This window comes from Hymenobacter sedentarius (assembly GCF_001507645.1).
Classification (GTDB): domain Bacteria; phylum Bacteroidota; class Bacteroidia; order Cytophagales; family Hymenobacteraceae; genus Hymenobacter; species Hymenobacter sedentarius.
On record NZ_CP013909.1, the window covers coordinates 3,942,284 to 3,967,512 of the forward strand.

Annotated in this window: 24 protein-coding genes and 1 tRNA gene; 10 read left to right on the plus strand and 15 right to left on the minus strand. The window is 60.3% G+C overall.

The features are described from left to right. Nucleotides 1–14: 14 nt before the first annotated feature. Together AUC43_RS16265 and AUC43_RS16270 are read left to right on the plus strand one after the other, a co-directional pair. Entirely contained in the window at nt 15–2,375 is a 2,361-nt protein-coding gene (locus AUC43_RS16265; protein WP_068196044.1) for a TonB-dependent receptor, read from the plus strand. Between the two features lie 83 nt (nt 2,376–2,458). Further along, complete coding sequence (locus tag AUC43_RS16270) at nt 2,459–2,842, plus strand: heavy-metal-associated domain-containing protein (protein ID WP_068198774.1); 384 nt, start codon at nt 2,459–2,461, stop codon at nt 2,840–2,842. Nucleotides 2,843–2,893: 51 nt separating this feature from the next. Here the strand turns inward: AUC43_RS16270 and AUC43_RS16275 are convergent, their stop codons facing one another. From AUC43_RS16275 to AUC43_RS16325, 11 genes are all read right to left on the minus strand, one after another. Continuing rightward, complete coding sequence (locus AUC43_RS16275) at nt 2,894–3,634, minus strand: fatty acid desaturase (RefSeq protein WP_082685142.1); 741 nt, start codon at nt 3,632–3,634, stop codon at nt 2,894–2,896. 4 nt (nt 3,635–3,638) lie between these two features. Continuing rightward, on the minus strand, nt 3,639–3,968 hold the full coding sequence (locus AUC43_RS16280; protein ID WP_068196047.1) for a DHCW motif cupin fold protein: 330 nt from the start codon (nt 3,966–3,968) through the stop codon (nt 3,639–3,641). Nucleotides 3,969–3,987: 19 nt separating this feature from the next. Further along, entirely contained in the window at nt 3,988–4,830 is an 843-nt protein-coding gene (locus AUC43_RS16285) for a 4-hydroxy-3-methylbut-2-enyl diphosphate reductase (protein ID WP_068196050.1), read from the minus strand. 173 nt (nt 4,831–5,003) lie between these two features. Continuing rightward, the gene (locus tag AUC43_RS16290; RefSeq protein ID WP_068196053.1) at nt 5,004–5,474 is read right to left on the minus strand and encodes a hypothetical protein; all 471 of its coding nucleotides are present in this window, start codon (nt 5,472–5,474) and stop codon (nt 5,004–5,006) included. Between the two features lie 245 nt (nt 5,475–5,719). After that, nucleotides 5,720–6,562, minus strand: coding sequence for a phytoene/squalene synthase family protein (locus AUC43_RS16295; protein ID WP_068196056.1), 843 nt, complete (start codon nt 6,560–6,562; stop codon nt 5,720–5,722). A 137-nt stretch (nt 6,563–6,699) separates the two neighbouring features. Continuing rightward, nucleotides 6,700–8,181, minus strand: a complete 1,482-nt coding sequence (locus tag AUC43_RS16300) for a phytoene desaturase family protein (protein ID WP_233254032.1) — start codon at nt 8,179–8,181, stop codon at nt 6,700–6,702. 237 nt (nt 8,182–8,418) lie between these two features. Further along, on the minus strand, nt 8,419–8,970 hold the full coding sequence (locus AUC43_RS16305; RefSeq protein ID WP_068196059.1) for a sigma-70 family RNA polymerase sigma factor: 552 nt from the start codon (nt 8,968–8,970) through the stop codon (nt 8,419–8,421). Between the two features lie 247 nt (nt 8,971–9,217). Further along, nucleotides 9,218–10,120, minus strand: coding sequence for a MerR family transcriptional regulator (locus AUC43_RS16310; protein ID WP_068196061.1), 903 nt, complete (start codon nt 10,118–10,120; stop codon nt 9,218–9,220). 74 nt (nt 10,121–10,194) lie between these two features. After that, a complete protein-coding gene (locus AUC43_RS16315) occupies nt 10,195–10,689 on the minus strand; it encodes a sterol desaturase family protein (RefSeq protein ID WP_068196064.1) in 495 nt (164 codons plus the stop codon). A 127-nt stretch (nt 10,690–10,816) separates the two neighbouring features. Then, the gene (locus tag AUC43_RS16320; protein ID WP_068196067.1) at nt 10,817–11,623 is read right to left on the minus strand and encodes an enoyl-CoA hydratase/isomerase family protein; all 807 of its coding nucleotides are present in this window, start codon (nt 11,621–11,623) and stop codon (nt 10,817–10,819) included. 249 nt (nt 11,624–11,872) lie between these two features. Continuing rightward, on the minus strand, nt 11,873–14,152 hold the full coding sequence (locus AUC43_RS16325; protein ID WP_068196070.1) for a ComEC/Rec2 family competence protein: 2,280 nt from the start codon (nt 14,150–14,152) through the stop codon (nt 11,873–11,875). A gap of 120 nt (nt 14,153–14,272) precedes the next feature. Between AUC43_RS16325 and AUC43_RS16330 the strand changes: the two genes are divergently transcribed. Continuing rightward, complete coding sequence (locus tag AUC43_RS16330) at nt 14,273–15,211, plus strand: phytanoyl-CoA dioxygenase family protein (protein ID WP_068196074.1); 939 nt, start codon at nt 14,273–14,275, stop codon at nt 15,209–15,211. Nucleotides 15,212–15,429: 218 nt separating this feature from the next. Here AUC43_RS16330 and AUC43_RS16335 read toward each other — a convergent pair whose 3' ends face one another. Both AUC43_RS16335 and AUC43_RS16340 read right to left on the minus strand, forming a co-directional pair. Next, nucleotides 15,430–15,864 (minus strand): GNAT family N-acetyltransferase, encoded by a 435-nt coding sequence (locus AUC43_RS16335; protein WP_068196077.1) that lies wholly within the window; start codon nt 15,862–15,864, stop codon nt 15,430–15,432. Between the two features lie 121 nt (nt 15,865–15,985). Continuing rightward, a complete protein-coding gene (locus tag AUC43_RS16340; protein ID WP_082685143.1) occupies nt 15,986–17,059 on the minus strand; it encodes a PhoH family protein in 1,074 nt (357 codons plus the stop codon). Nucleotides 17,060–17,180: 121 nt separating this feature from the next. Between AUC43_RS16340 and AUC43_RS16345 the strand changes: the two genes are divergently transcribed. After that, nucleotides 17,181–17,951 carry an SAM hydrolase/SAM-dependent halogenase family protein gene (locus tag AUC43_RS16345; RefSeq protein ID WP_068196080.1) on the plus strand — a complete coding sequence of 257 codons (771 nt, stop codon included), beginning with the start codon at nt 17,181–17,183 and terminating at the stop codon, nt 17,949–17,951. A gap of 242 nt (nt 17,952–18,193) precedes the next feature. Here AUC43_RS16345 and AUC43_RS16350 read toward each other — a convergent pair whose 3' ends face one another. After that, entirely contained in the window at nt 18,194–19,375 is a 1,182-nt protein-coding gene (locus AUC43_RS16350; protein WP_082685144.1) for an alpha/beta hydrolase, read from the minus strand. A gap of 136 nt (nt 19,376–19,511) precedes the next feature. On the opposite strand from AUC43_RS16350, the gene AUC43_RS16355 reads away from it, so the two are divergent. The 6 genes from AUC43_RS16355 (at nt 19,512) to AUC43_RS16380 (ending at nt 23,997) form a co-directional block, all read left to right on the plus strand. Continuing rightward, nucleotides 19,512–19,799, plus strand: coding sequence for a putative quinol monooxygenase (locus AUC43_RS16355; protein WP_068196083.1), 288 nt, complete (start codon nt 19,512–19,514; stop codon nt 19,797–19,799). Between the two features lie 45 nt (nt 19,800–19,844). Further along, nucleotides 19,845–20,384 carry an iron-sulfur cluster co-chaperone HscB C-terminal domain-containing protein gene (locus AUC43_RS16360; RefSeq protein ID WP_068196084.1) on the plus strand — a complete coding sequence of 180 codons (540 nt, stop codon included), beginning with the start codon at nt 19,845–19,847 and terminating at the stop codon, nt 20,382–20,384. 38 nt (nt 20,385–20,422) lie between these two features. Then, nucleotides 20,423–20,504, plus strand: a tRNA-Leu gene (locus AUC43_RS16365). Nucleotides 20,505–20,916: 412 nt separating this feature from the next. Beyond that, on the plus strand, nt 20,917–21,237 hold the full coding sequence (locus tag AUC43_RS16370; protein ID WP_068196088.1) for a GYD domain-containing protein: 321 nt from the start codon (nt 20,917–20,919) through the stop codon (nt 21,235–21,237). 248 nt (nt 21,238–21,485) lie between these two features. After that, nucleotides 21,486–22,682 carry a lactonase family protein gene (locus AUC43_RS16375; protein ID WP_071885950.1) on the plus strand — a complete coding sequence of 399 codons (1,197 nt, stop codon included), beginning with the start codon at nt 21,486–21,488 and terminating at the stop codon, nt 22,680–22,682. 199 nt (nt 22,683–22,881) lie between these two features. Further along, complete coding sequence (locus tag AUC43_RS16380; protein WP_068196093.1) at nt 22,882–23,997, plus strand: AI-2E family transporter; 1,116 nt, start codon at nt 22,882–22,884, stop codon at nt 23,995–23,997. Nucleotides 23,998–24,024: 27 nt separating this feature from the next. On the opposite strand, the gene AUC43_RS16385 is transcribed toward AUC43_RS16380, so the two are convergent. After that, nucleotides 24,025–25,119, minus strand: a complete 1,095-nt coding sequence (locus tag AUC43_RS16385) for a cobalamin B12-binding domain-containing protein (RefSeq protein ID WP_068196096.1) — start codon at nt 25,117–25,119, stop codon at nt 24,025–24,027. Between the last annotated feature and the right edge of the window lie 110 nt (nt 25,120–25,229).

A 25,229-nucleotide genomic window follows, 5' to 3' on the forward strand; every position in this document is an offset into this window, starting at 1 on the left:
AACTTACTGCTATTATGAAATCCATCTGCGGGCACCGCCCGCTGCTTGCTATGCTTGCCCTGCTGGTGGCTTGGGTGCAGCCGGAATCGGCTGTGGCCCAATCGGCTGCCATTGCCCCGGTACGCGGCGAAGTCACGGAAGCCGGCAAAGCCACTCCCCTACCCGGCGCGCTGTTGCGCTGGCTCTTCGACGGGGCCGAGGCCGAAGGCCCAACCACCACGACCGTTACCGACGCGGCCGGACGCTTTACCCTGCCGCGGCCGGCGCGCGCGGCCTCGCGCCTGGTGGTGCAGGCCCTGGGCTACCAGGCCGATACCCTGGCCGTGCCAGCTACCGGCGCCCCCTACCTGCGCGTAGCCCTACGCGCTGGCCAGGAACTGGGCGAAGTCACCGTGACAGCCCGTGCTCCGGCTTACTCGGCCATCACGCCCGCCAACGTGCAGGTGATATCGGCCCGGGACCTCACCAAGTCGGCGTGCTGCAACCTGGCCGAGAGCTTCGAAACCAACGCCTCGGTCGAGGTCACCACTTCCGATGCCGTGTCCGGTGCCAAGCAGATTCAGTTGCTTGGGCTGGATGGCAGCTACTCGCTGCTGACCGTGGACAACCAGCCGGCCCTGCGCGGGCTGGCCGCGCCCTACCGCCTGGGCTACCTGGCCGGGCCGTGGATTGAGAACATCGAAATCATCAAGGGCACGGGCTCGGTGGTGAACGGGTACGAAGCCATTTCGGGCCAGGTGAACGTGAAGCTGAAGGAGCCCGAGAAAACCGACCAGTTGCTGTTCAACATCTATGGCAACGACTTGGGCAAATTCGATGTCAACCTGAATGCCTCTGCCCGCATCAACCCGAAGTGGAGCACGGTGCTGCTGCTGCACACCGACCACCTGGGCAACCGCGTGGACCGGAATGGCGACAAGTTCTTAGACCTGCCTCTGGCCACCCAGTTCAATGCCTTTAATAAGTGGAAGTACATTTCCGGTACCGGCTTCGTGAGCGAAGTGGGGCTGGGCGCTTTGCGCGAAACCCGGCAGGGCGGCCAGATTAACTTTCGCAATACCGGCGATGCCGACGCGTACCTGCAGCACTACGGCACCACGCAGGCCACCACGCGTTACACGGGCTACGCCAAGACTTCGTACACCTGGCCCACCCGGCCATTCCAAAGCCTGGGCCTGCTGCTGAGTGGCACCGACCATGCCTTCACGTCGGCCTATAGCCCGGCTTACTCGCTGGCGCCTACCACGGGGCCTCGCACCTATGATGGCAACCAGCGCACCGGCCTGGGTACCCTGCTGTTCCAGAGCGTGTTGGGCAACACCTCCCACGTGTATCGGGCGGGGCTGAGCTTTCTGTATGATGACTACCGGGAGGTGTTTCGCGACGGCCACCGCTACCCCACCGAAACGGACGCCGACGTGTACGCCCGGGAGCACCGCAACCGGCTGGAGCTGGTGCCCGGCGCCTTTGCCGAGTACACCTACCAGAACAGCCGCAACCTGACGGTGGTGGCCGGGCTACGCACCGACCGCCACAACCTCTACGGCTGGCAGGTGACGCCCCGGCTCAACCTGAAGTACGACGCGGCCAAGAACACCGTGCTGCGGCTGGCGGCGGGCCGCGGCTTCCGCGTGGCCAACCCCATTGCCGACAATGCGGCCATGCTGGCCAGCGCGCGCCAGTTTCTCATCAGCGACAACCTGCGACCGGAGCGGGCATGGAATATCGGCGGCAGCGCCACGCAGTACTTCACAGTGCTGGGCCGGCAGGCGACGTTTGTGGCCGACTACTACCACACCGAGTTTGACAACCAGGTAGTGGCTGACATGTACACCTCGGCCCGATACATCAACATCCAGAACCTGGGGCCGGGCGGCCGGTCTTTTGCCCGCAGCCTGCAGGGCGAGTTGCAACTTGAGCCGCTGAAAGGCCTGCAAGTGAAGGGGGCCTACAAGTACCTCGACGTGCGTACCACCTACGACGGCGTGCTGCTGGCCAAGCCTCTCACGCCCACGCACCGCGCCTTTGTGAACCTGGACTACGCCAGCGCGTTCGATAAATGGCGCGGCGACTTCACTGTGCAGTGGTTTGGCCAGCGCCCGCTGGCACACATCACCAGCACCCACGCCCACGGCTCAGGACAGGAATACACGCCCGAGCTGGGGCCGCGCTACGGCCTGCTCAATGCCCAAATCACGAGGGCCTTCAAGCGCCTGGAAGTGTACGCCGGCGTAGAAAACCTCACCAACTACCGCCAGCCCAACCCCATCGAAGGCGCCGACAACCCCTTAGGACCAAATTTTGACGCCGCCATGGTGTGGGGCCCGGTGTACGGCCGCCTGACCTACGCCGGCCTGCGCTACCGCATCGAGTAGCGGCAAGCTTTTTGCCTAGTTAACTTTTTCCGGCAGCAATTTTGTTATCGCTGTCACTACACAGCATTCTCAAAATCTTCACCATGAAATTCCTCCTAGCACTCCCGCTATTCGCTTTATTAAGCTTCTCGCCAAACGCCCAGGCGCAAACCGCGCCCGCTACGGCAGCCAAGACCGGAAATGTGGCCACCGCCCAATTCAAAACGTCAGCGGTGTGCGACATGTGCAAGGCACGCCTCGAAAAAAGCTTGGCCTATGAGAAAGGCGTGCAAAGCGCCACGCTCGACGTGCCCAGCAAGGTCCTCACCGTGACGTACCGGCCCGACAAAACCACGCCGGCCAACCTGCGCACCGCCGTTCAGAAAACCGGTTACGACGCCGACGAGCTGACCGCCGACGCCCGCGCCTACAACCGCCTGCCGGACTGCTGCAAGAAAACCAACACCGTGCACACCGACGCGCACTAACCGAAGTTGAGCTAACAAAAAAGGCCCCGTTCTCCTGAGAACGGGGCCTTTTTATTTGGTTTGCCACAGCCGCCACCACGGCAGGTACGGCTGGTCGTGGTGCTCGTAATGGTAGCCGAAGAAGTAGCAACTCACGAAGGCCCACAGGTGGTGCCGGAACTGGCTGCGCGACTTGTGCGGGTTATCGGGGGCGTGCTCGCCGCGGTGCGGCAAGTAGGTACCAAAAAAGAACAGCTGAAACGTGGCCAGCACCGCCGGCACCATCCAAAAGGCAATAACATTAGCCTGCGGGAACCATACTTTCAGCACGTTGTAGGTGATGGCCATGAGGGCGACCTGCCACCAGGTTACGTAGTTCCAGGCGAAGCGCAGGAACCAGGGCAGAAAGCCGGGATGCCGGCCGTCGTGGAAATCCGGGTCGTCGGGGGTGCCCACGTGGCGGTGGTGAGCGTGGTGCTTGGGCAGCTGGCCCGGAAACCAGTTGTAAGCAAACAGGCCCGCGGCTACCGTCCCGATGGTGTTATTGACGCGCTTGTTGGCGCTTACGAGGCCGTGCATGGCGTCGTGGGCCGTGATGAACAGGCCCGTGTACAGGTGCGTTTGCAACAGCACCAGCACGTAGGGCACCGGGCTGCGCCAGTTGGGCTGATGAAAGGCCAGCAAATACGTAAGCAAAGCCGCCCACGCCGTGAACACCGCCAGGGCCACGGCCACGCCTTTCGCGCCCAGCGGCGCGGGGGCCACCCGGCGGGAAGCAGCACCGGCAAGAGTGGGTTGGGCAATGGTCGGCATTACACTAATCGACTACGAAAAGAGTGGCCCCGGTGGCGGTGCTGCTCCGGTGGGCTTCGGCGCCATCGGCTACCTGGTAGCTCATGCCGGGCGTTAGGACGAACTGGCGCCCGTCGGCCAGCTCAGTGTGCAGCTCGCCAGCAACCACCAGGAGGAAGTGCCCCTTCTGGCACCAGTGGTCGGCCAGGTATTCCGGGCTGTACTCCACCATGCGCACCCGCACCGGGCCAAACTGCTGGGTGCGCCAAGTGGCCACGCCAGTGGTGCCGGGGTACTGCTCGCCGGCTACCTCCGGCCAGTTGGTGACGCCAAAGGGCAAGTCCGTTATCTGCATAGCATCGGGCTGGGCTGGTCTACAAATTCAGCAGCCGGTCGCGCACCTGCTCCATTAGCCACATGGGCGTGCTGGTGGCCCCACATATGCCCACCGACTGGCCCGGCAGAAACCAGTTGGGCTGAATTTCGGCCACGTTGGAAATAAAGTGGGTTTGCGGGTTGGTTTCCAGGCACACCTGGTAAAGCACCTTGCCGTTGGAACTTTTAGTGCCCGACACAAACACGATTTGGTCAAATTGAGCCGCAAACCGGCGCAGGTCCTTGTCGCGGTTGCTCACCTGCCGGCAAATGGTGTCGTTGGCATTCACCTGAAAGCCCCGCCCCTCCAGCTCGTTCTTGATGTTGTAGAAGCTGTTGGTGCTCTTCGTGGTCTGGCTGTAGAGGGTAATGTTTTCGGGCAGCTCGTGGCTCAGCAGCTCGTCCAGGTTCTCAAATACCACGGCGTTGCCGCTGGTTTGGCCCAGCAGCCCAAGTACTTCGGCGTGCCCGTGCTTGCCGTAGATGAAAATCTTCTCCTGCTTATCGTAGCTGGTCTTGATGCGGTTTTGCAGCTTGAGCACCACCGGGCAGCTGGCGTCAATCAGGGTCAGGTTGTTTTCCATGGCCATCTGGTAGGTGGCCGGCGGCTCGCCGTGCGCCCGGATGAGCACGGCCTCGTCGCGCAGCTCGGCCAGCTTGTTGTGGCAGATAATGCGCAGGCCGCGGGCCTCGAGGCGCTGCACTTCTTCGTCGTTGTGCACGATGTCGCCTAAGCAGTACAAATAGCCCTGCTCATCAAGCAAGTCTTCAGCCATTTGAATAGCGTAAATCACGCCAAAGCAAAAGCCGGAGTTGGGGTCAATTCGGACGCTGAGCGACATTTTCGGCATAGGCCAAGGTAACCAGCAACCTACCCGCAAGGTTGCGAAGCACGAGCCTATCTTCCGAAAAATACGTAAGTAAAACGCATTTTGGATTGGCAAAGGCAATATGCCGCCAAAATCCTGACCAGACTGCACTTGCACGGAGCCGTGCCCGACCGGTGCCGGGTCGGCTACTCAGCCACCTTGCTCAGGCGCTGGGCCTGCTCGTCGCTCACGTGGCCGCGCTCCACCAGGAAGTTGCGCACCGTCCGGAAGGCTTCCGGGTCGAGGCCCGATTTGGGGTGGCTGAGCGCTGCGTTGAGCAACAGTGCTTTGTCTTCGTCAACGTGTTTGCTCAGGCCCAGAAAGGCGGGCAGATTGCTTTCCACGGAAAAGCGCAGAAAGCGGATTTCGGGGTTCTGCGGGTCAAGTCCAACGGCTTGCTCGAAGGTGCGCGCGGCGTCCTGCACGTAGGTCATCTTATTGAACATGGAGGCGTCGCGGGCCCGAATGGCTTCGGCAGCAGCCTTGTAGCCCAGCACCAGGGCATTGCCGTCTTTGTAGTCGGCCAGCAACTTGTAGAATTTTTCGCCGGCGGTTTTGTCGGCAGCGGCTTGCTCGTAGTGGCGGCGCAGGGTGGCGGGTGGGTAAGTAGTCGACACGGTTTTTTTTACGGAAGTGGATGAAGCAGGAAGCAGAACGCGTGGGGCAGCAATCACCGAAACGTGGTCCCGCACAACCGTGCCCGCAGGGTTTCCCCCCATACGCAAATCGGCGGCCGAGGAGCCAGACCACATGCCTGCAATACCGAGGAAAAGGAGCCCGCTGGGAATCTTCATATCTGCAAAATTACTTAGCTCAACCGCAACGGGCCGGCGCTAAGCAAAACCCGTGCTCGAAAACCGCCTCAAATGCGCGACAACCGATACCGGAAATAAGACCCCAACAGCAACAGCAGCTTGGTGTTATCGGGCACCCGCACCCGCTCGCCCAATATGCGGGCCGCCGGCAACTTCTTTATTTTATAAAATAATTTCAGGTAGTACACATAAGCCAGGTACACGCCCAGCTTGGCGCAGCGCGGCAGCTGCACAATACCCTCGTAGGCAGCTTCAAAATCGGCCTTGATGTCGGCCTCGATTTCCTGCTTGGTGGCGTCGTTGAAGCGCTGGTACACCACGCCCGGGAAATACACGCGGCCGCGCTCCTCGTAATCGGAACGGATGTCGCGCAGGAAGTTTACTTTCTGAAACGCCGCGCCCAACCGCCGGGCCGGCTCGCGCAGCCGGTCAAACAGGGCCGTGTCGCCATCGCAAAAGATGCGCAGGCACATCAGCCCCACCACTTCGGCCGAGCCGTAGATATACTCGTTGTACAAGCCGGGGTGGTAGTTCTGGTCTTCCAAATCCAGGGCCATGCTGTGCAGAAAGGCCTCAATAAACTCGCGGTCGATGCCATACTGCCGCACCACGTGCTGAAAGGAATGCAGCACCGGGTTAAAGCTCAGGCCGGTGTCCAGCGCCTCATAGGTTTGCCGGCGGAAGTCAGCCAGCAGCGCGGTTTTGTCGTGGTCATGGAACGTATCCACTATTTCATCGGCCCAGCGCACAAACCCATACACGGCATACACCGGAAGGTGCAGCTTGGGGTCGAGCGTGCGAATGCCCAGCGTAAACGAAGTGCTGTAGCGCCCCGTGATGAGCTTGCTGCACGCCAGGCTGGTATCCGTGAATAGTTTAACGTGGTCCATTTTGTTGAATGAGGCCTGATTCAAAATAGAACGCCATGCTGAGCGCAGCCGAAGCATCTCGCGTGCAGCAGTAATTAATCACTCTCGTGAGCGAGATGCTTCGGCTGCGCTCAGCATGACGTTCTGTACGGCCGTTATTAATTTTCTTTTAGTACCTCTCCCGCCACCACTTGGCCGGATATTAGCGAAGGCGGCACGCCCGGCCCGGGCACGGTAAGCTGACCGGTGAAATACAAATTACTGATTTTTTTACTCTTCAGGGTGGGCTTCAGGATGGCCGTTTGCTTGAGGGTATTAGCTAAACCGTAGGCGTTGCCTTTATAGCTGTGGTAGTCGGAGATAAAGTCCTGGTGGGCATAGCTCCGTTTGTATACCACCGCGTCGCGGATGCTGTGGCCGCAGTGCCGTTCGAGCCGGTCCATTAGCATGTTGTAATACCGCTCGCGGGTAGCCTCGTCGTCGGTCAGGTTGGGGGCAACCGGAATGAGCAGAAACAGGTTTTCCTGACCTTCGGGGGCCACGGTGGGGTCGGTTTTGCTGGGAACTGAGGCGTAGAACAGCGGCCGGCTGGGCCACTGAGGCTGCTCGTAAATCTCGCGGGAGTGCTGGTTGAAATCCTCGTCGAAAAACAGGTTGTGGTGGCGCAGCTTGTCCAGCTTTTTATTCACGCCGAGGTAGAACAGCAGCGACGACGGCGCCATGGTACGCGAGTTCCAGTACTTCTCGTCGTAGTGGCGGTGTTCGGGATTCAGCACTTCCTGCTCGATGTGGTGGTAGTCGGCGCCGGCCACCACGGCATCGGCGGCGAGAAAGCCACTGGCCGTGCGTGCCCCGGTGCTCCGGCCCTGCTCCACTACTATCTCCTGCACCTCTTCGTTGCAGCGGATTTCCACGCCCAGCTCTTCGGCCAGGCGCACCATGCCTTCCACAATCTTGTGCATGCCGCCTTTGGGGTACCAGGTGCCCAGCGCTAGGTCGGCGTAGTTCATGAGGGAGTACAGCGCGGGCGTGTTCTCGGAAGTAGCGCCCAGAAACAGGATGGGAAACTCCACCAGCTCCAGCAGGCGCGGGTCTTTAAAGAAGCGACGCACGTGCTTGTGCATGCTCTGCAGCACGTCCATGCGCACCATGTCGACGAGCAGCTTGGGGTCGGCAAATTCGAGCAGCGAGCGGCTGGGCGCGTACACCAGGCGGTTGATGCCCACTTCGTACTTGTAAGCTGCCTGCTTCAGAAACTCGTCGAGCCGGGCGGCGCTGCCGGGCTCGTAGCGCTCGAACAGGGCGCGCAACTCGCTCATCTTGGCCGGAATGTCCACGGCTTCCGGCCCTTTGAAAATTACCTGGTACGAGGGGTCGAGCCGCTGCAGCTCGTAGTAGTCGGCTACTGTCTTGCCGAAGCGGGCAAAATATTTATCAAACACATCGGGCATCCAGTACCAGCTCGGACCCATGTCGAAGGTGAAGCCTTGGGCCCGAAAGACCCGCGCCCGGCCCCCGGGGCCTTCGTTTTTCTCGAGCACCGTGACGCGCCAGCCAGCCTGAGCGAGCGTAGTGGCCGCAGCCAAACCGGCAAAGCCGGCGCCGATGACGATGGCGTGCTTAGGATTTTTGCTTTGCAACGTGTGGGGTTAAGCTTATGTAAACCATAAAGAACGTCATGCAGCACGCCGTTTGTCATGCTGACGCAGGAAGCATCTTATCAGGTTAGCGCGATTCGTTCAGCGGTGAGAAGATGCTTCGCTGCGCTCTGCATGACAAACGGCGTGCTGCATGACATGCAGCCCCAAAAGAAACCGCCGACCCTGCGCCACAACTGCAGCAGCAAGGCCGGCGGCCAAGGTAATCAGGCAAGGGAGTTAATCTTCTACTGCGTCGCTCGTTTCGCCGGCCGATGCGCCTACCGGGGCATACACCTGAAGGGCCGACTTGAGCTCCTTGCGGGCAATGTGAATGCGGTTTTTAACGGTACCAATGGGGATTTGCAGCTTCTCGGCAATCTCCATGTACTTGTAGCCGATGTAGTACATCATGAACGGCGTGCGGTAGTCGGTGCCCAGGCCGGCGATGGCCTCGTTGATGTCGCGCACCACAAAATCGGAAGTGGCGCCATTGTGGGTGATGTAGTTCTGGTCGGTGTTGAAATACTGGAAATACTCCGTCGAATCGATGTTGGAGCTGCGCTTGGTAATCTTGTTGTAGTTGTTGATGAAGGTGTTGCGCATGATGGTATACAACCACGCCTTCAGGTTGGTACCGGCTTTAAACTTGTCCTTATTAAGCAGGGCTTTGAGGAGGGTTTCCTGCACTAAATCCTTGGCATCATCAGCGTCTCGCGTCAAATTCATGGCGGCGGGCCGGAGGGTGAGCGAAATCTTCTGCACTTGCGAGGTGAATTCTAGCGAAGTCATGCTGTTTAGCTTTTCGTGGCCGATTGTTAAACAAATATACGAGTCATAACTGAAATTGACCACGGATGCCAAAATAATTTTAGCCCGCTCGCCTTATTATCAATCCTTTTCTCAATCGTTGTTGCGTCAAGCTAGTCAGTTTGGCCATTCCCTTGGCTCGTTCCTCGCCCAATGACCAGCTTTTCCCCACGACCGGATGCATTTACGGGCACGAGCGGCAAGCGGATTGGGCCGCCACCCCGGGTATTTAGGCGGATACCGGAGCGAAATTATTTTCGCTGATCATGGCCAGGAAATCGGTCATCAGCGGCGGCGCCACAAAGTTGGGGGGCAGCACCAGGCCTTCCTGGCGGGCCAGGTTGCCGTAGAGCACCACCCGCCCGGCGGGGCACAGCTGGAGCAATTCCTGGGCAAATTCGCCAATGCGGGTGCGCTCGGGCTGCGTGGTGAGCACCGTCACCAGGGCGTTGGGCCGGTAGAACTGGCACACCATGGTGAGCTCCTTGATGGGCATGTTCTGGCCCAAGTACAAGGTGTGCTGGCCCCGGGAGCGCAGGGCGTAGTTCATAAACAGCAGGGCCAGCTCGTGCAGCTCGTGCTCGGGCAGAAACAACAGCCACCGGGGCGCCTCCGCGGAGCCAATGGGCGGCAGTGCATCGGTGGCGACGAGCAGCTTTTGGCGCAGCAAGTGGGAAAGCAGGTGCTCCTGCGACAAATTCATGGTGCCGGCCAGCCACATCAGCCCAATGCGCTGCAGCAGCGGGTACGCCACCTGCAGCATCATGTTTTCAAACCCCAGCTTGCTGGTGGCATCGTCGAGCAGCTGGTTGAGCCGGACCTCGTCGAAGGTGAGCATGGCCGCCAGCAGGGCATTTACCTGCAGCTGGTAATCATGCGCGTCGTTGCCGCAGGCCAGTACGGCGGCCTGAATCTCGGCATCGCTGAGGCGGGCCACCTGCGAGATGCGCTTGCCCCGCCCGCAGAGCGTGGTCACGTTGAGCAGGCGGCGCAGGTCGTCGTCGCAATACAGGCGAATATTGGTGGCCGTGCGCACCGGCCGCAACAGGCCATAGCGCTGCTCCCACATCCGAATGGTATGCGCCTTGATGCCCGAAAGCTGCTCTAAGTCGCTGATGGAGAAGTGGCCCATTTTTAATTCAAATCAAGTTCTGAGAAGTATAAAGCGAATCGGGGGGAATTGTTCAAGGCTACTGAAATCACCGCCTATTCCACCGTGCTTTTGATTTTCTCTTGTTTGGCCGCGGCTTGCTGGCGCGCCAGCCGCAGGTACTTGGGCGACACCCACAGCAGGCCAAACTCCTGGGAGCCGTCGCGGCCGTCGGTTTTGTGGTGCGTTTTGTGGGCCATGTTCAGCGCCCGCAGGTAGGGGTGCTTCGATTTTTTCCAGAAGCGCAGCCGGCCGTGGATTAGCACGTCGTGCACGAAGAAGTAGACCGTGCCATAGGCCGCAATGCCCACGCCCACCCAAAACCACCAGCGCCCGCCGTCGTCGCCGGTGATAAAAAGCGCGGCTGAGATGCCCCCGTAAATCAGAAAGAACAGGTCGTTGCGCTCCACCGGGTGCGGGTGCCGCACGTGGTGCGAGCGGTGCAAGAACCACAACGGGCCGTGCTGCACAAACTTGTGCATGAACCACGCCCAGAACTCCATGAAAGCAAACGTTGTGAGGGTGATGCCAAGGGCAGGCAGAATCGTCATGCGGAAGTAACCAGAGCAGGGAAGGGGATGTTTGGAACGGACGCAGAAACGCCGCTCCGCCCCAAACGAATTGCGGGAGCAGAACGGCGTTCCGGTCTATTGGGCTACTAAATAACGACTTTTCACGCTACCAGCTAATCTTTTCCTTGCGCAAAAACGCATTGATGCCCTGGCGGCAGTCTTCGGAGCCCCGGGCTTCGGCGTTGCGCTGGGCGGCGTAGCGCAGGCCTTCTTCCAGGTCCATTTCCGGCAGGCGGGCCAGCATTTCCTTGGTGACTTCCATGCTCTGGCCCGAGTTTTCGCGGCACAGGCGCCGGGCGTAGGCACTTACGGTGCCGGCCAGCTCTTCTTTCGAAGCCAAGAAGGTGATTAGGCCCATGTCGAGGGCCAATTGGGCTGAAATGGCGTCGCCGCTGAGCAACAACTGCTTGGTGCGGGCCTCCCCTATTTTACGCACCAGAAACACGCTGACAATGGCCGGCAGAAAGCCAATTTTCACTTCGGTGTAGCCAAATTTGGCTTCGGGCACGGCAAAGGTGAGGTCGCAGATGGCGGCGAGGCCGCAACCGCCCGCCAAGGCGTGGCCCTGCACCTGGCCGATGACCACCTTTTTGAGGGTGTAAATCTGGTGGAAGAGCTGCATGAGGTGGGTGCTGTCTTCCAGGTTGTCGGTGTAGCCATAGCCCTGCAGGTCCTGGATGTAGGCCAAATCGGCGCCGGCGCAGAACACGTCGCCGTCAGCGCGCAGCACAATGACTTTGACCGCCTCGTCGTTCTCGGCAAAGTCAAACGCCTGCTTCAGCTCGGTTACCACGTCGGCGTTCAGGGCATTGCGCTTGTCGGGCCGGTTGAGCGTGATGTAGCCAATGCGGTCCTGCACATCGTAGCGGATGTAGCGGAGCGCTTCGAGTTCGGGAGTAAGCAGATTTTCCATGGGAAGCAGGAACAAGCGCGGGCGGATGGGTATATCTAGAGATGACCATAAGCTGTGAAATGGTGGCATCCTTTGAAGCAATTAACGCAAAAAACGTCCAAGGAGATTATAATCAACCGCCAACTATATCGCTACGCTACCGAAGGTGTTCGGCCACTGGCATATATAGTGTCATGCCCTAAACTCGAAATTCGGAGCCTTGAAGTTGCCTGGCATTCGGCCACGCCAACCGTTGAGGCTACATTTTGCCTACTGCCGGGCCATGGGCGGGCGCCGCCGAAAGGCCCCCTGTGCAGTTACGTCCCAAGTGCGAAAGCCGGCGGCGCGCAGCAAAGAATCCTGCCGGGCCACGTACCAAATTTTACAAGACGAGTCGAAAACCACCTGCACTTGCGGTCCAAAAACGGCCGCCACGGTTTCGGTCCTGAGTCGGGCATTGCGGCGGAGCACCAGCACATCGACAGGCACGGGCTGGGTGGCCGATGAAATCCGATTGGAGACAAAGGCTATGCGCAGGCCCCGCCAGCGGGCCAGCACCACCGGGCCGGGCTTCAGAAATAGTCGGTCGTTGGCGCTGTCGGGGTCGGCGAGGCGCTGCACGGGCACGGTGGCGCCCCGCCAGCCCACCGAGTAGGCGGGGCGCTGGGCCTGCCGCTGAATGAGGCCCGGCAGCAGCCGGTAAGTGCGTTCGGTTTCGTTGAGCGGCAGCGAATCGGGCGTGACGAACTCGGCCGCGCTGCCCTGCCAGAAACCCACGGCTGAGCGGCGCGGGATGCTGTACACGATAAATTCTTCGGTGGGCGCCACGGTGCGGGCCTCCGCTACCCGCGTGCCCGCATACACCAGCAGCATGCCGGCTGCCCAGCGCAGCCAGCCCAGGCGTCGGGTATTGGCCCAGGCCAGCAAGGCCCCAATCAGCCCAAACAGCAGCACGGTTTGCAGCGCCGTGACGTGGATTTCGCGGATAACCCACCCGGACATCAGGCGGCTTACCCAGAAGATGTATTCGTTGAAGGCCCACACCATGCCCTCAAAAACCCAGGCCACCAGCCGAGGCAGCAAATCGAGCCACCCGGCGGCGCTCGCGGGCAGCAGAGCGCCCAGCACGGCGGCCAAGCCTCTAAGGCCCAGCAGCCCCAGCCCCACGTACACGGCCCCGCTCGAGATGGGCACGGCCACGAGGTTGGAGAAAAGAAAGCTGATCGGGAACTGATGAAAATAGTACAGACCCAGCCCAAACGTGGCCACCTGCGCCGCCAACGACAGCGCCGTGGCCTGCCACACTTTGTCGAGAAACCAGCCGCTGGCTCGCCAGCCCAACTGCAGCGCCTTGGGCTGCCAAGGCCGGCGCCGGGCATAGAAATACGCTTCCACATCGAGCCAGCGCACAATCCGGGGCTGCAGGTACACAATGCTGAGCACGGCCAAAAAGGAGAGCTGAAACCCCACATCGGCCACCAGGAAGGGATTGTAAATCAGCAGCGCAAAAGCTGCCACGGCCAGGGTGTTGAATATCATATCCTGCCGGCCGGTGGCCCGCCCCAATATCACAAACGTGAACATGACCGTGGCCCGCAGTACCGACGCCGACAAGCCGGTGAGAAACGCGTAGCTCCAAATAACTACCAGTCCCACCAACGCCGACCAAATCCGGAAGCCCCGCACCCGCCCAAACAACGCCCCTAGCAGCCACGACATGGCCGCAAACAGCAGCCCCACCTGCAAGCCCGACACCGCCATAATATGCGTAGTCCCGGTGTTGGTATACGCCTGCTTGGTGGCCAAATCCACGTCGTCCTTGATGCCCAATACCAGAGCCGACGCAATGGCGTACTCGCGCCGGGCCTTGATGTAGTGGCGAAAAACACCATCCAGCTGCGCGGCGGCCCGCATGCTGATGGCTACCAACACGCTAGGCGGCTGCAGGCGCAGCACCTGGTATTGGTCCGGGTGAATGTACTGCTGGTGGTACACCTGCCGATACTCCAGATAGCGCCGGTAATCGAACTCGCCGGGGTTGAGCGGGGGCTTGCTCAAATCGGGGTGCCCGCGGATGAGCCACACCTCCCCGTAGCGCGGTTGGGCCACGCCCGCCACGCGCGGCACCGACACGCGCACCCCGCCGGTGGCCTGGCGCCAGCGGCCAGCCACGCGCACGGCCTGCACCCGCAGCGTGGTGGCGTAGGTAGCGGCCCGCACCACCGTATAGTCGTCCACCACAGCTTGGTAGCTGGTTACCCGGTCAGCGAAGCGGCTGAGGTGGTCGGCGCGGCGGCTTTCGGTGGCCCGCTGCGTGAGGGTGGCGCCCAATACGGCTACCGTGCACAGGGCCAGCAGGCCGGCGGCATCGGTGGCCGCCGCAGTGCGGTGGCGCACGCTCCAGAAGATGAGCCCCGCTGCCAGAACTGCCATGGCAGCGGCATAGGGCCACAGTTCCGGCCAGCCAGCGCCGAGGTAGAGGTACGCCACAATGCCGGCAATAAGCGCGGGGGTGTACCGCACAAAGGGGAAGGCGGCCCAGGTTATCATCGAGGTAGAAGCAGGAAGGATATTGAATTGGCAATGTATATGATTATTGAGAAAGGCCCCACACCTCCGGCCCACGACTTGCGCAGGGCCCTATCTTGGCAGTCCGAAATTTGCTGCCTCATGCTTTCCTTCCTCCGCCGCCTCAAGCTCAGCTACTCCGTCTATAATGTGTTTCAGCACCGCAAGCTGGTGCACAACCTGCCGTTGTACGAGCGGCTTGGGCTGAACAAGCAGTACTTCTCGCCGGTCAGCAGCCGCGACTTTGCCCACCTGCCGCCCGATGCGGGCTTGCCGCTGGTGCCTCCCCTGGCCGAACGGCTGGAAGCCAGCCCGGCCTTCCAGGCACTGTCCGCGGAAAGCCAGGCCAGCTTGCTGGCGTTTGAAGAAAATGGCTTTGCCGTACTGCCCGGCTACTTCAGCCCGGAAACGGTAGATGGCATCAACCAGGAATTGAGCCAACTCGTTGCCACCAAGCAGGTTAGCCTGCGCTACCGCAACAAGTTCATGTTTGCCTTCCGGCATTCGGACCGCATTCGCAAAGCGGGCGAGGGAGCGCTGCGGGCCGTGGTTGCGGCCCTATTGGGCCACGAGACCACGCTGTTCCAAAGCATCAACTTCCTCACCGGCAGCGAGCAGCGCACGCACTCCGACAGCATTCACATGAGCACCTTCCCGCTCGGTGGGCTGGCCGCCGCCTGGGTGGCCCTGGAAGACATCACCCCCAACAATGGCCCGCTGCACTACTACCCCGGCAGCCACAAGCTCCCCTATTACCTCAACGCCGATTATGCCAACGAAGGCACCCCCTGGCTCACCGGCGACAAGGAATACACCGAATACGAAGCCACCATCGCCCAAAAAATTGCCGAAGCCGGTATTCTCAAACAGATTTTTCTAGCCCAGAAAGGAGACGTATTCATCTGGCACGCCAACCTGATGCACGGCGGCGAGCCCCACCGCGACAAAACCCAAACGCGCAAAAGCATGGTGTTTCACTACTTCAGCCGGGCCCACATTTGCTACCACGAAATCACGCAGCGACCCGCGCTGCTGGGCTAACGCTGTGACTTTTGTTCCTGCTCGTCATGCAGGGTGGAACCTCACCCCCGGCCCCTCTCCAAAAGGGAGGGGAGCCGGACACCAGTTAGCTCAATTCCTGAAAAATAGAAAGCCCCAACTCAATTGAGTTGGGGCTTTCTCATTAATTCAACGTATGGCTCCCCTCTCCTCATGGAGAGGGGCCGGGGGTGAGGTTCCACGCACGCGAGATGCTTGAGCTACCCCAGCACCATCTTATAGTGCTGAATATTCGCCTCCTCAAACATCTCCCCTACTTTCTGAAAACCGTGGCGCTCGTAGAAAGGAACGGCGCGCAGTTGCGCATTCAAGTACACTTCGGCATCGGGCAGTTCCGCTTGCACGTCGGCTAGCACGGCGTGTAAGAGCGCGGCGCCGATTTCCTGGTTGCGAAAGTCGGCCAGGACGGCAAAGCGCTCCAGCTTCACGCCGTTTTCAGTTTCGCGCCAGCGGGCGGCGCCGGCGGCCGTGCCGTCGGCGGTGCGGGCCAGGTAGTGGCGGGCGTCGGTGCGGTCGTGCTCGTCGTGTTCTTTGGCAGCGGACACGCCTTGTTCTTCCTGAAATACTTTTTCGCGGATGGTGAAGGCAGCGTCGAGGTCACGCAGGTCGGTGACGCGGAAAGCGGTGGCTGGCATGGGGCAAAAACTGTCATCCTGAGCTTGCGCAGGACCTTGTCATGTCCGAACGGCTTGTTCTGACGTGATAAGGTCCTGCGCAAGCTCAGGATGACGAAAAAATGATTAAATGGGCTATTTATTACAGCGCTTGCTCCTGGTTTACCGGCAGCTCGGCTTCCTGCTGCAGCTCGCGCAGGCGGCGCTCGTGCCGCTCATCGCGGCGGAGGCCGTTGCTGCCCGGCTGGGCCTGGCGCGTCATTTCATCGGTGTCGTACTTATCGTAGGCTTCCACGATTTCCTTCACCAGGCGGTGGCGCACTACGTCTTCCGAGGTCATTTCGACGTAGCCGATTCCCGCCACGTTTTTCAGAATGTCCATGGCCTGCATCAGGCCCGATTTCTGGCGGGTGGGCAGGTCAATCTGGCTGCGGTCGCCGTTCACCATCACCTTGGCGGTGGGGCCCATCCGGGTCAGAAACATCTTAATCTGGCTCGGCGTGGTGTTCTGCGCCTCGTCCAGGAGCACGAAGGCGTTGTTCAGCGTCCGGCCGCGCATGTAAGCCAGCGGGGCTATTTCGATGATTTTATTTTCCTGGTAAAATTTCAGCTTCTCGGCCGGAATCATGTCTTCCAGGGCATCATAGATCGGGCGCAGGTAGGGGTCTACCTTCTCCTTCATGTCGCCGGGCAGGAAACCCAGGCTTTCACCGGCTTCCACCACGGGCCGCGAGATGATGATTTTCTTGACCTCTTTATTTTTCAGTGCCCGTACGGCTAGGGCCACCGAAATGTACGTTTTGCCGGTACCGGCCGGGCCCAGCGTGAAGGTAAGGTCGTGGGCCATCACGGTATCCACGAGCTTCTGCTGGTTGGCCGTTTTGGCCTTGATAACGCCGCCTTTGGCTCCGAAAAGGATAACGTCGGGCGAGGCGGCCAGCACCCGGCCTTCCGCTTCTTCGCTGGTGGCCGAGAGGTATTGATTAACCGTTTTATCCGTAATCTGGCCGTATTGGTGGTAATGCTCGATGAGCGAGGAAAGCAAGTCGTTGATGCGGGAAATGACTTCCGTCTGACCCTGGATTTTAATTTCATTGCCGCGGCTGATGATTTTGGAGCCCGGGAAGGCTGCGGCCAGCATGCGGATATTCTGGTTGTCAGGGCCGAGGAAATCGACCAGGGACATGTTTTCGAGGGTGATGATTTTTTCGACCAAGTTGGAAGAGAGGGGGAAAGAAAAGGGAAGACAAAAAACAGCCCGTTTTCACCCTAAACCGGCTACTTTTGCCCCGGTTCGGGCGAATGAACAATACTACGAAAAACTACGCAACGCGGGCATGGGGTTGATAACACTGCTGACAGATTTTGGCTACCGCGACCATTACGTGGCGGCGCTAAAAGCGCGGCTGTTGCAACTGGCACCGGCTACCACCGTGGTCGATATCAGCCACGGCGTAGAACCCTTCAACATCGCGCACGCCGTTCACGTTCTCCAATCGGTATTTCGGGATTTCCCATCCGGCACGGTTCACGTCATCGGCGTCGACGACCACGGCGCCGGGACCGAGCCGGGCTGGCAGGCCGCCCTTTTTGAGGGCCACTACTTCGTAGCCGGTGACAACGGCATCCTGGCCCTGCTCACCAGCGGCGCCCCCGAGGCGCTGGTGGCGCTGCCGGCCGCCGTCACCCCCTCGCCTACCCGCGACGTGCTCTTGCCCGCCGCCGTGGCGCTGGCCCAGGGCGCGGGGCTCGCCAGCCTGGGTCCGCTCATCACCACGTTCCATCAGCTCAACAACCGCCAGCTGCGCCTGCAGGACCACCGCATCACCGGCCACGTGGCCCACATCGACCACTACGGCAACCTCATTACCAACATCTCCCGCACCGCGGTGGATGCCGTGGGGCACGGCCGGGGCTTTGCCGTGTACTTCGGCCGCGATGTGGTGAAGGAGGTGCACCCCCATTTTTCGGCTGCCCCTCCCGGCGAGGCCGTGGCGGTGTTCAACAGCCAGGGCTGCCTGTGCCTGGGCATTTGCCAGGGCAACGCCTCCGAGCTGCTGGGCCTGCATTTTGACTCGCAGGTAGACGTGCGCTTTCCGGTAGAGTAACACTGGCTCCAATTTGTTTGGGTAGCGCCAACTGTCCAGTCTGTCATTGCGAGCGCAGCGCGGCAATCTTTCCTCTGCCTGCAGCTACCCCTGAGAAGTAACAACGCTCTTTCATTGCAAAAGCCCCGGTACTTCGCAGTGCCGGGGCTTTTCACATTAGTAGGCTGGTCGCTGAGACCAGGACGGATTGACGCCGCTTGATGCGCGCAATGTCGTGCCGCCTCGCAATGACAGCGAGTGGCTTATTTTAGCGCGCCTTTCAAGTCGTTGGTGGCCACTCCCTGAGCGTCTTTAGCCTCAGGCACTACGGCCGCCATGCCGAAGAATTCGTGGGTTGTGCCGTCGTACAGCTTGTAGTTGACTTTAACACCCGCGGCGCTGAGCTTGTCTGCCAGGGTCTTGCCTTCGCTCATCAGCGGGTCGTACTCGGCTGCAATAATGGTGGTCGGCGGCAGGCCCTTCAGGTTGGCCGCTACCAAGTTGATGCGGGGGTCCTTGCCATCGGCGGGGGTGCGTAGATAGTTCTTGAAGAACCAGGCCATGCCGCCTTTATTCAGGGGCGCGGTTTCCGTATTCTTCTGGTAAGAAGGCGTGTTGAGGTCGTAGCCGGCAATGGGATACACCAGCACTTGGTACTTGGGCAGGGCCACTTTGCGGTCGCGGGCCATCATGCTCACGGCGCAGGCCAGGCCGCCGCCGGCACTTTCGCCGGCCAGGGCCACCTTGTTCGGGTCGCCTTTCAGGCTGGCAGCGTTCTTCACTACGTACTGGTAAACGGCAAACGCGTCGTCGTGCGCAGCGGGGAATTTATGCTCAGGCCCCTTGCGGTACTCCACCGACACCACCACGGCCCCTACTTTCTCGCACAAGGCCTGCGCCGAGGCCGCGTACGTGTCGTTGGTGGCAATCACCCAGCCGCCGCCGTGGTAGTACACAATCACCGGATACGGCGCCGTGCCGCCTTTAGGCGTGTAGATGCGCGACTTCACGCCCGCCAGCGTTTTGGTTGCGGTGTCGCAGTTCATGGGCGGGGGCGTGATGTTGCTCAGCCGCATCTGCTTCATGGCGGCGTCGGCCGCGCTGGGCTGCTTGCGGGCCTGGGCCGCGGTGAGCTCGGGCAGGGGCTTGTTTTTGAAGCTCATAAACTGCTCAATCACGGCCTGCATCTCGGGCTTGATATTGGGGCCCCAGGCCGGCTTAGCACCGGTGGGCTTCACCGCACCAGTGCTGCCCTGGGCCGACGCCGTGGCGGTAACGGCGGCGCTATCCGACGCTTTCGTGACTTCCTTGGGTACCACCGTCACCGTTTTGTCGGCTTCGGTGGCTTTCGGATTGCTATTGCAGCTGCTCAGCAGCAGGCCACCGGCCAGGGCCGGCGCCACTACCCAAGCCAAGGCCGATGGGCGAAATGAAAGACGTTTCATGCAAGTGAATTGGTAAGGATGTAAATAGTGAAAGATTAGTGCCTGACCTTTACGACAAGTACCAGCCAGTAGTTGGCATTATTGCATTTTATCCTAAAATTCATTTCATTTTAGCTCAACTTTTTGCCTTTTTGCTATGCTCATTCGCATTGTTCGCATGACCTTCGTTGCCGAGCAGGTGCCCGCTTTTCTGGAGCTTTTCCGCCAATCTGAGCACCGTATCCGGCAGCAGCCCGGCTGCCGCCATCTGGAACTGTGGCAGGATGCCGACAACCCCGCCACCTACTGCACCCATAGCCATTGGGACGATGCGGCCGCGCTCGACGCCTACCGCAAATCGGCGCTTTTTGGGGAAGTGTGGCCGGCCACCAAGCGGCTGTTTGCGGCCCCGCCCGTGGCCTTTTCGGTTACTCAGGTGTTGTAGCCGTACTACCATTTTCAAAAAACACCCGCTGCTCACTCCCTGCCCATGGCTTCCGATTACTTTGCTTTCTACGGCCTCCCCGAGTCTTTTCTGCCCGACGAAGCGGCCCTCAAGCGCCTTTACTACGCCAAAAGCCGCGAAACCCATCCCGATTTTCACGCGACCACTTCGGCCGAAAACCAGGCCGACATGCTGCAGCAAGCCACCCTCAACACCGATGCCTACCGCACCCTGGCCGACCCGGATAAGCGCATGGCCTACATCCTGCGCCAGCACGGCCTGCTCGACGAAGGCAAGCAGGAACAGCTCCCGCCCGATTTCCTGATGGACATGATGGACCTGAACGAGCAGCTGATGGACCTGGAAACGGCTCCCAACGCCGAAGCCGTAGCCCAAGTAGCCGCCGAAGTTCAGGCCCTAGCCGACACCCTGGACGCGGGCATTCAGCCCGTACTGGCTGGGTATGAAGGCTTACCAGCCGACCACCGGCCGGCCGCGCTCCAGCAAATCCGCACCTACTACCTAAAAAAGCGGTATCTGTTGCGCATTCAGCAGCAGGTGGCTACCTTTGCAGCCCGCTCCTGATACCGGCAGAGCGGAATTGTTCTGAAAAAGCTCATCCTGCCCGGATGGCGGAACCGGTAGACGCGTTGGTCTCAAACACCAATACCGCAAGGTGTGCCGGTTCGACTCCGGCTCCGGGTACTTTAACTTGCTTTTGACCACCTAAACCGGGTCGAATTAGCCGAAAACCGGCTTCTCTTAGCATCTAAGAGGGGCCGGTTTTCGGCTTTTTGCATGGCATCAAATCATGCAGAGTTTCCACCACAGCGTCGGAAACGGTACTGCTCAAGTTGAGCTGGCCTGCTTAGAGCGTAGCCACCATTAATGCCCAAGTTAATGCGGAGGCAGGCGGTGACATTACAGGAAAAGCTGGCTGCTTGTTCGTTTCAAAGTGTCTGTCGCGTCATTCAACGCTTAGTGCAGCTTACACTTTTCTTTATCAGCGGCAGGCAATTTTATAATTTTAGTTTAATAATTAATTTGTATATTCATAAAACATAAAGAATGAAGTCCAAGATGTCATAAGTGTAGGTAACAGCTAAATAATGAACCCATGAAAAAGTATCTGATTAAAGGAGTTTATAACGCCGAAGGAACCAAGGGCTTAATTAAGGAAGGGGGCTCTGGGCGTAGGGCTGCTGTTGAGAAAATGTTGGGAGAAATTGGTGGCAAAGTGGAGTCGTTTTATTACGCTTTTGGCGAGAACGATGTGTACCTGGTTATCGAGCTTCCCGATGAGATATCGGCAACAGCCCTTGCATTAAGGGTTAATGCGGCCGGGCTGGTCAGGATTTCCATAACTGCGCTGCTCACCCCTGCTGAAATTGACGAAGCCTCCAAAAAATCCGTCAGCTACCGGGCTCCTGGCGAATAGTATCCTGTTCTATCACAGGAACCTACAAACTATTATAGACAACTGGCTTTAAACTACTTAGTCAATTTACTATAGACACTAACAGTCGCTCTTATAATCCTCGAAAAGCTGCCGCTCACATTGTGAAGGCGGTTTTTCGGGGATTTTGCTTTTGGATGGTTAGCGTAAAAACATTCGCCCTGAGTTAGTCGGCTTACCTTGGAGGCAGCATTTACTCCGTCCTCCAGCTCAACTAACCCGCCCGACTTATGTCCTACGCCGCTTGCCTCCACCATAGCTCTTTGTTTATTAGTGGAATGGGCTTAGCAGTGGCGACTCTTTTTGCGGGCTGCACCCGCCCGGCGGCCGGCGGTAACAGCGCCAAGGATTACCTGGTTTATGTGGGCACTAATGTGGCAGCAGAGCAGGAAAGCACGATTTTTCTCTACCGCCTCTCCCCTGCTACCGGCGCGCTCACGCGGATAAGTGCCCAACGGGGCGGCGCCAACCCCACTTACCTGACGATGGATGCCGGACGGCGCTTTTTGTACGCCGTCAGCGAAACGCAGACCTTTAAGGGGGCGAAAGGCGGCGGCGTAAGCACCTTTGCGGTAGACCGCCGCACCGGCGACCTGGCCCTGCTCAACCAGCAGCCTTCCAACGGCGCTTCGCCCTGCTACATCAGCCTCGACCACAGCGGCAAAGTAGCCCTGGTGGCCAACTACGTGAGCGGCACCGTAAGCCTGCTGCCACTGCAACCGGATGGGAAACTGGCGCCCGCCACCGCCACCGACCAGCACGAGGGCAGTGGGCCGCACAAAAACCAGAACGGCCCCCACGCGCACTGCATCATCCCCGACCCAGCCAATGCCTTCGCCTTTGCCGTGGACCTGGGCACCGATAAAGTGTATGTCTACCGCTTGAACCCGGCCCAGGGCCAGTTGGCCCTTATGCCGGAGCCGGCGTTTGTGGCGCGCCCCGGGGCCGGCCCGCGCCACCTCACCTTCCACCCGAATGGCAAGCTGGCTTACCTCATCAACGAGCTAAACTCGACGGTAACGGCGCTGGTCTACGACCCCACAGCGGGCAAATTCCGGGAGCTCCAAACGCTGTCGGCGCTGCCCGCCGGCTTTGTGGGCGACAACTCCTGCGCCGACATCCACGTCTCGCCCAACGGCCGGTTTCTGTACGCTTCCAACCGGGGCCACAACAGCATCGCGGTGTTTGCCATTGATGCCAGCAGCGGCACGCTCACGCCGGTGCAGGACGTAGACACGCAGGGCAAAACGCCTCGGAATTTTGCCCTCGACCCCTCCGGCCGGCTGCTGCTGGTGGCCAACCAAAACTCCAACAACGTGGTGACCTACCGCATCGACCAGCAAACCGGCCTGCTTACGCCCACCGGCCAGACGGCGGAAGTGCCGTCGCCCATGTTCCTGCAGGTGGTAGAAGACTTCACGCGCTAGGTGCCGCCGGGCGCCTTTCAGCTCAATTTGAATCCGTTGAGGAAAATTGAGCTAAACCGGAGCGGGCAACATGGCAAACCAGCCGACGTAAGGGGGACCAAGGTGCACCGGGCTAGCCATTTCCCGACCACATTTCAGGGCTTTCGCTACGCGGCCGCGCAATACTCAACCGCCTTTTTTCGCCCCCACGGGCCTTCCTATGCCTGACCACTACGACCACTCCCCCCAGGAACTGCGGTTTCCGCTCTACGTGAAAGTCCCGCTGGTGCTGCTGGGGCTGGCCCTGGTGGTGTTTACCCTGCACATTGCCAGCGCCATCATCTTCCCGCTGTTTTTCGCGGGCATTTTTGCCATCATGCTGCATCCGGTGGAGCAATGGCTGCTCCGGCACCGGGTACCGCGGCTCCTGGCCATTACGCTCACGGTGGTGCTGGGCGTGGCTTCGCTGCTGGGGCTGCTGTACTTTATCTACATCGAAGCCTTGCAGCTGTCGGGCGAGATGCCGCTTTTTAAGGCCAAGTTCCTGCAAACCACCGCGCAGGTGCACCAGTGGCTGCAGGACCGGTTCGGCATCAGCGACGAGAAGCTGCAGGGCCTGCTGGGCGAGGCGGGCAACCGGGCCTCGGCCTTGCTGGGCAGTACGCTGTCGGCGGTGTCGGGCTTGCTGGTGGTGGCCACGCTGGTTCCGGTCTACATCTTTCTGTTTTTCCTGTACCAGAGGCGGCTGGTGGACTTCCTGACCCAGGTTTTCTCCGGACGGCGGCAGGACAGCGGCGTAGCGGAAGTGCTGCACGAGAGCAAGGCCACCATCCGGAGCTACATGGTGGGCCTGCTCATCGAGGGCAGCATCGTGGCTACGCTCAATACGCTGGCGCTGCTCGTCATTGGGGTGCCGTATGCCTTGCTGCTGGGGGTGCTGGGGGCGCTGCTAAATTTCATTCCCTACATCGGCGGGCTCGTTGCCATTGCCCTGCCCACGCTCATGGCCTTCGTTACGAAGGCCGGCTACGGGCATGCCGTGGCCGTGGTGGCCGCGTACATACTTATCCAGTTCATCGACAACCACTTCCTCATCCCCCGCATCGTCGCCTCCAAAATCAAGGTGAATGCCCTGGTGGCTATTGTGGGCGTGCTCGTTGGGAACGAAATCGGGGGCGTGGCCGGCATGTTCCTGGCCCTGCCCGTCATCGCCATCCTCAAAATCGTGTTTGACCGCATTCCGGCCCTCAAACCCTGGGGCCTGCTGCTGGGCGACGAAGAAGGGCCCCGCGCCAAAAGAACCAAGACCCGCGACAACCAAATGGTGGTGGAGTAGCAACCAGCCCGCCGGCGGCCTCGCCGGCTAGGACGCAGCCTGGCTGGCTTTTACGTCGGCATCCCTGTTTCCATCCCCAAACATCCCACGCACTACGGTCACTGCTTCGTCGGCATTGGCGGCCCAGGCATCGGCGCCGGTACGCTCCCAAAGGCCGGCTTCGTGCGCAAACGGCCGGCCGCCTACCAGCACGCGCACGTGCTGGGTGACGCGGTCGCTGCGAAGCCCGGTCACCAGTTCGCGCAGCAGTGGCACGTGGTGGGGCATGGAGGCGGCGGTGAGCAACAGGTCCACGCCCTGCTCGGCGGCCATGCGCCGAATGCTCTCCAGCGGGGTGCTGGCCCCGAGGTAGCTCACTTCCCAGCCGTCGTACTCCAGAAAATCGGCCACCATCTGCAGGCCCAGGGTGTGCAGGTCGCCGGCCACGCAGGCCGCCAGCAGGCGGCGCCCGTTGCGCGGCGTGTGTTGGAAATAGGGCTGCAGCTGGGCCATGAGGCCGGCCGTGGCGGCCGTGCAGTAGTGCTCTTCGGCCACGCTGATGGTGCCGCTGTGCCATAAATTGCCCACTTCGCGCTGCGCAGGCTGCAGCACGTGTAGGTAGAGGTGGCGCACATCGGTGCCCGCCTCGGCTTCGGCTAGCACCAGGCGTTGGGCCGCAGTGCGGTCAGCGGCCAGCAACAGGGCCAGATAATCGGCGCTCAGGCCGGCAAACCGGCCCGCTTCGGGCGTACGCTCCGGGCTTGGCGCCGCTATGGGCTCTACTGCGACCTCCTTGCTTGTGAGCGCATTAACGCCCGCACTCAGGGTACTGGCGGCCACCACGTATTCGCCCACGCTCAGGCGCAGCAGCAGGGCTTGCCTCAGGGCGGCTACCTGCTCAATGGCGTGCGGCGCGCCTAGCTCCTTGCTAAGCTGAAGCACGTGCGCCTCGAACAAAGCCGGGCTGTTCATCAGCACGGCATTGCCCAGGGCCAGCAGGTGCTGCTTAAGCTGGTCTAAAGTCGAACCGGCATCGGTACCGGCCGGATGAGTTAGCTGTTTGGCCGCGTAGCTGGCTAAGGCCTCCAGCTCTTGGTTTAGCCGCTGAGCTATCTGCTCACGGAGCGCTTGGTTAGTGGGCAAAATAGTCGGATTGCAGTGCTAGATATCGTATCGTCGTAAAGGCATGCCTTTACGCAGTTTTACTCCAACTAGATACAGGCCCCCGCTGCGTCAGCGCACAAATTTCTGGG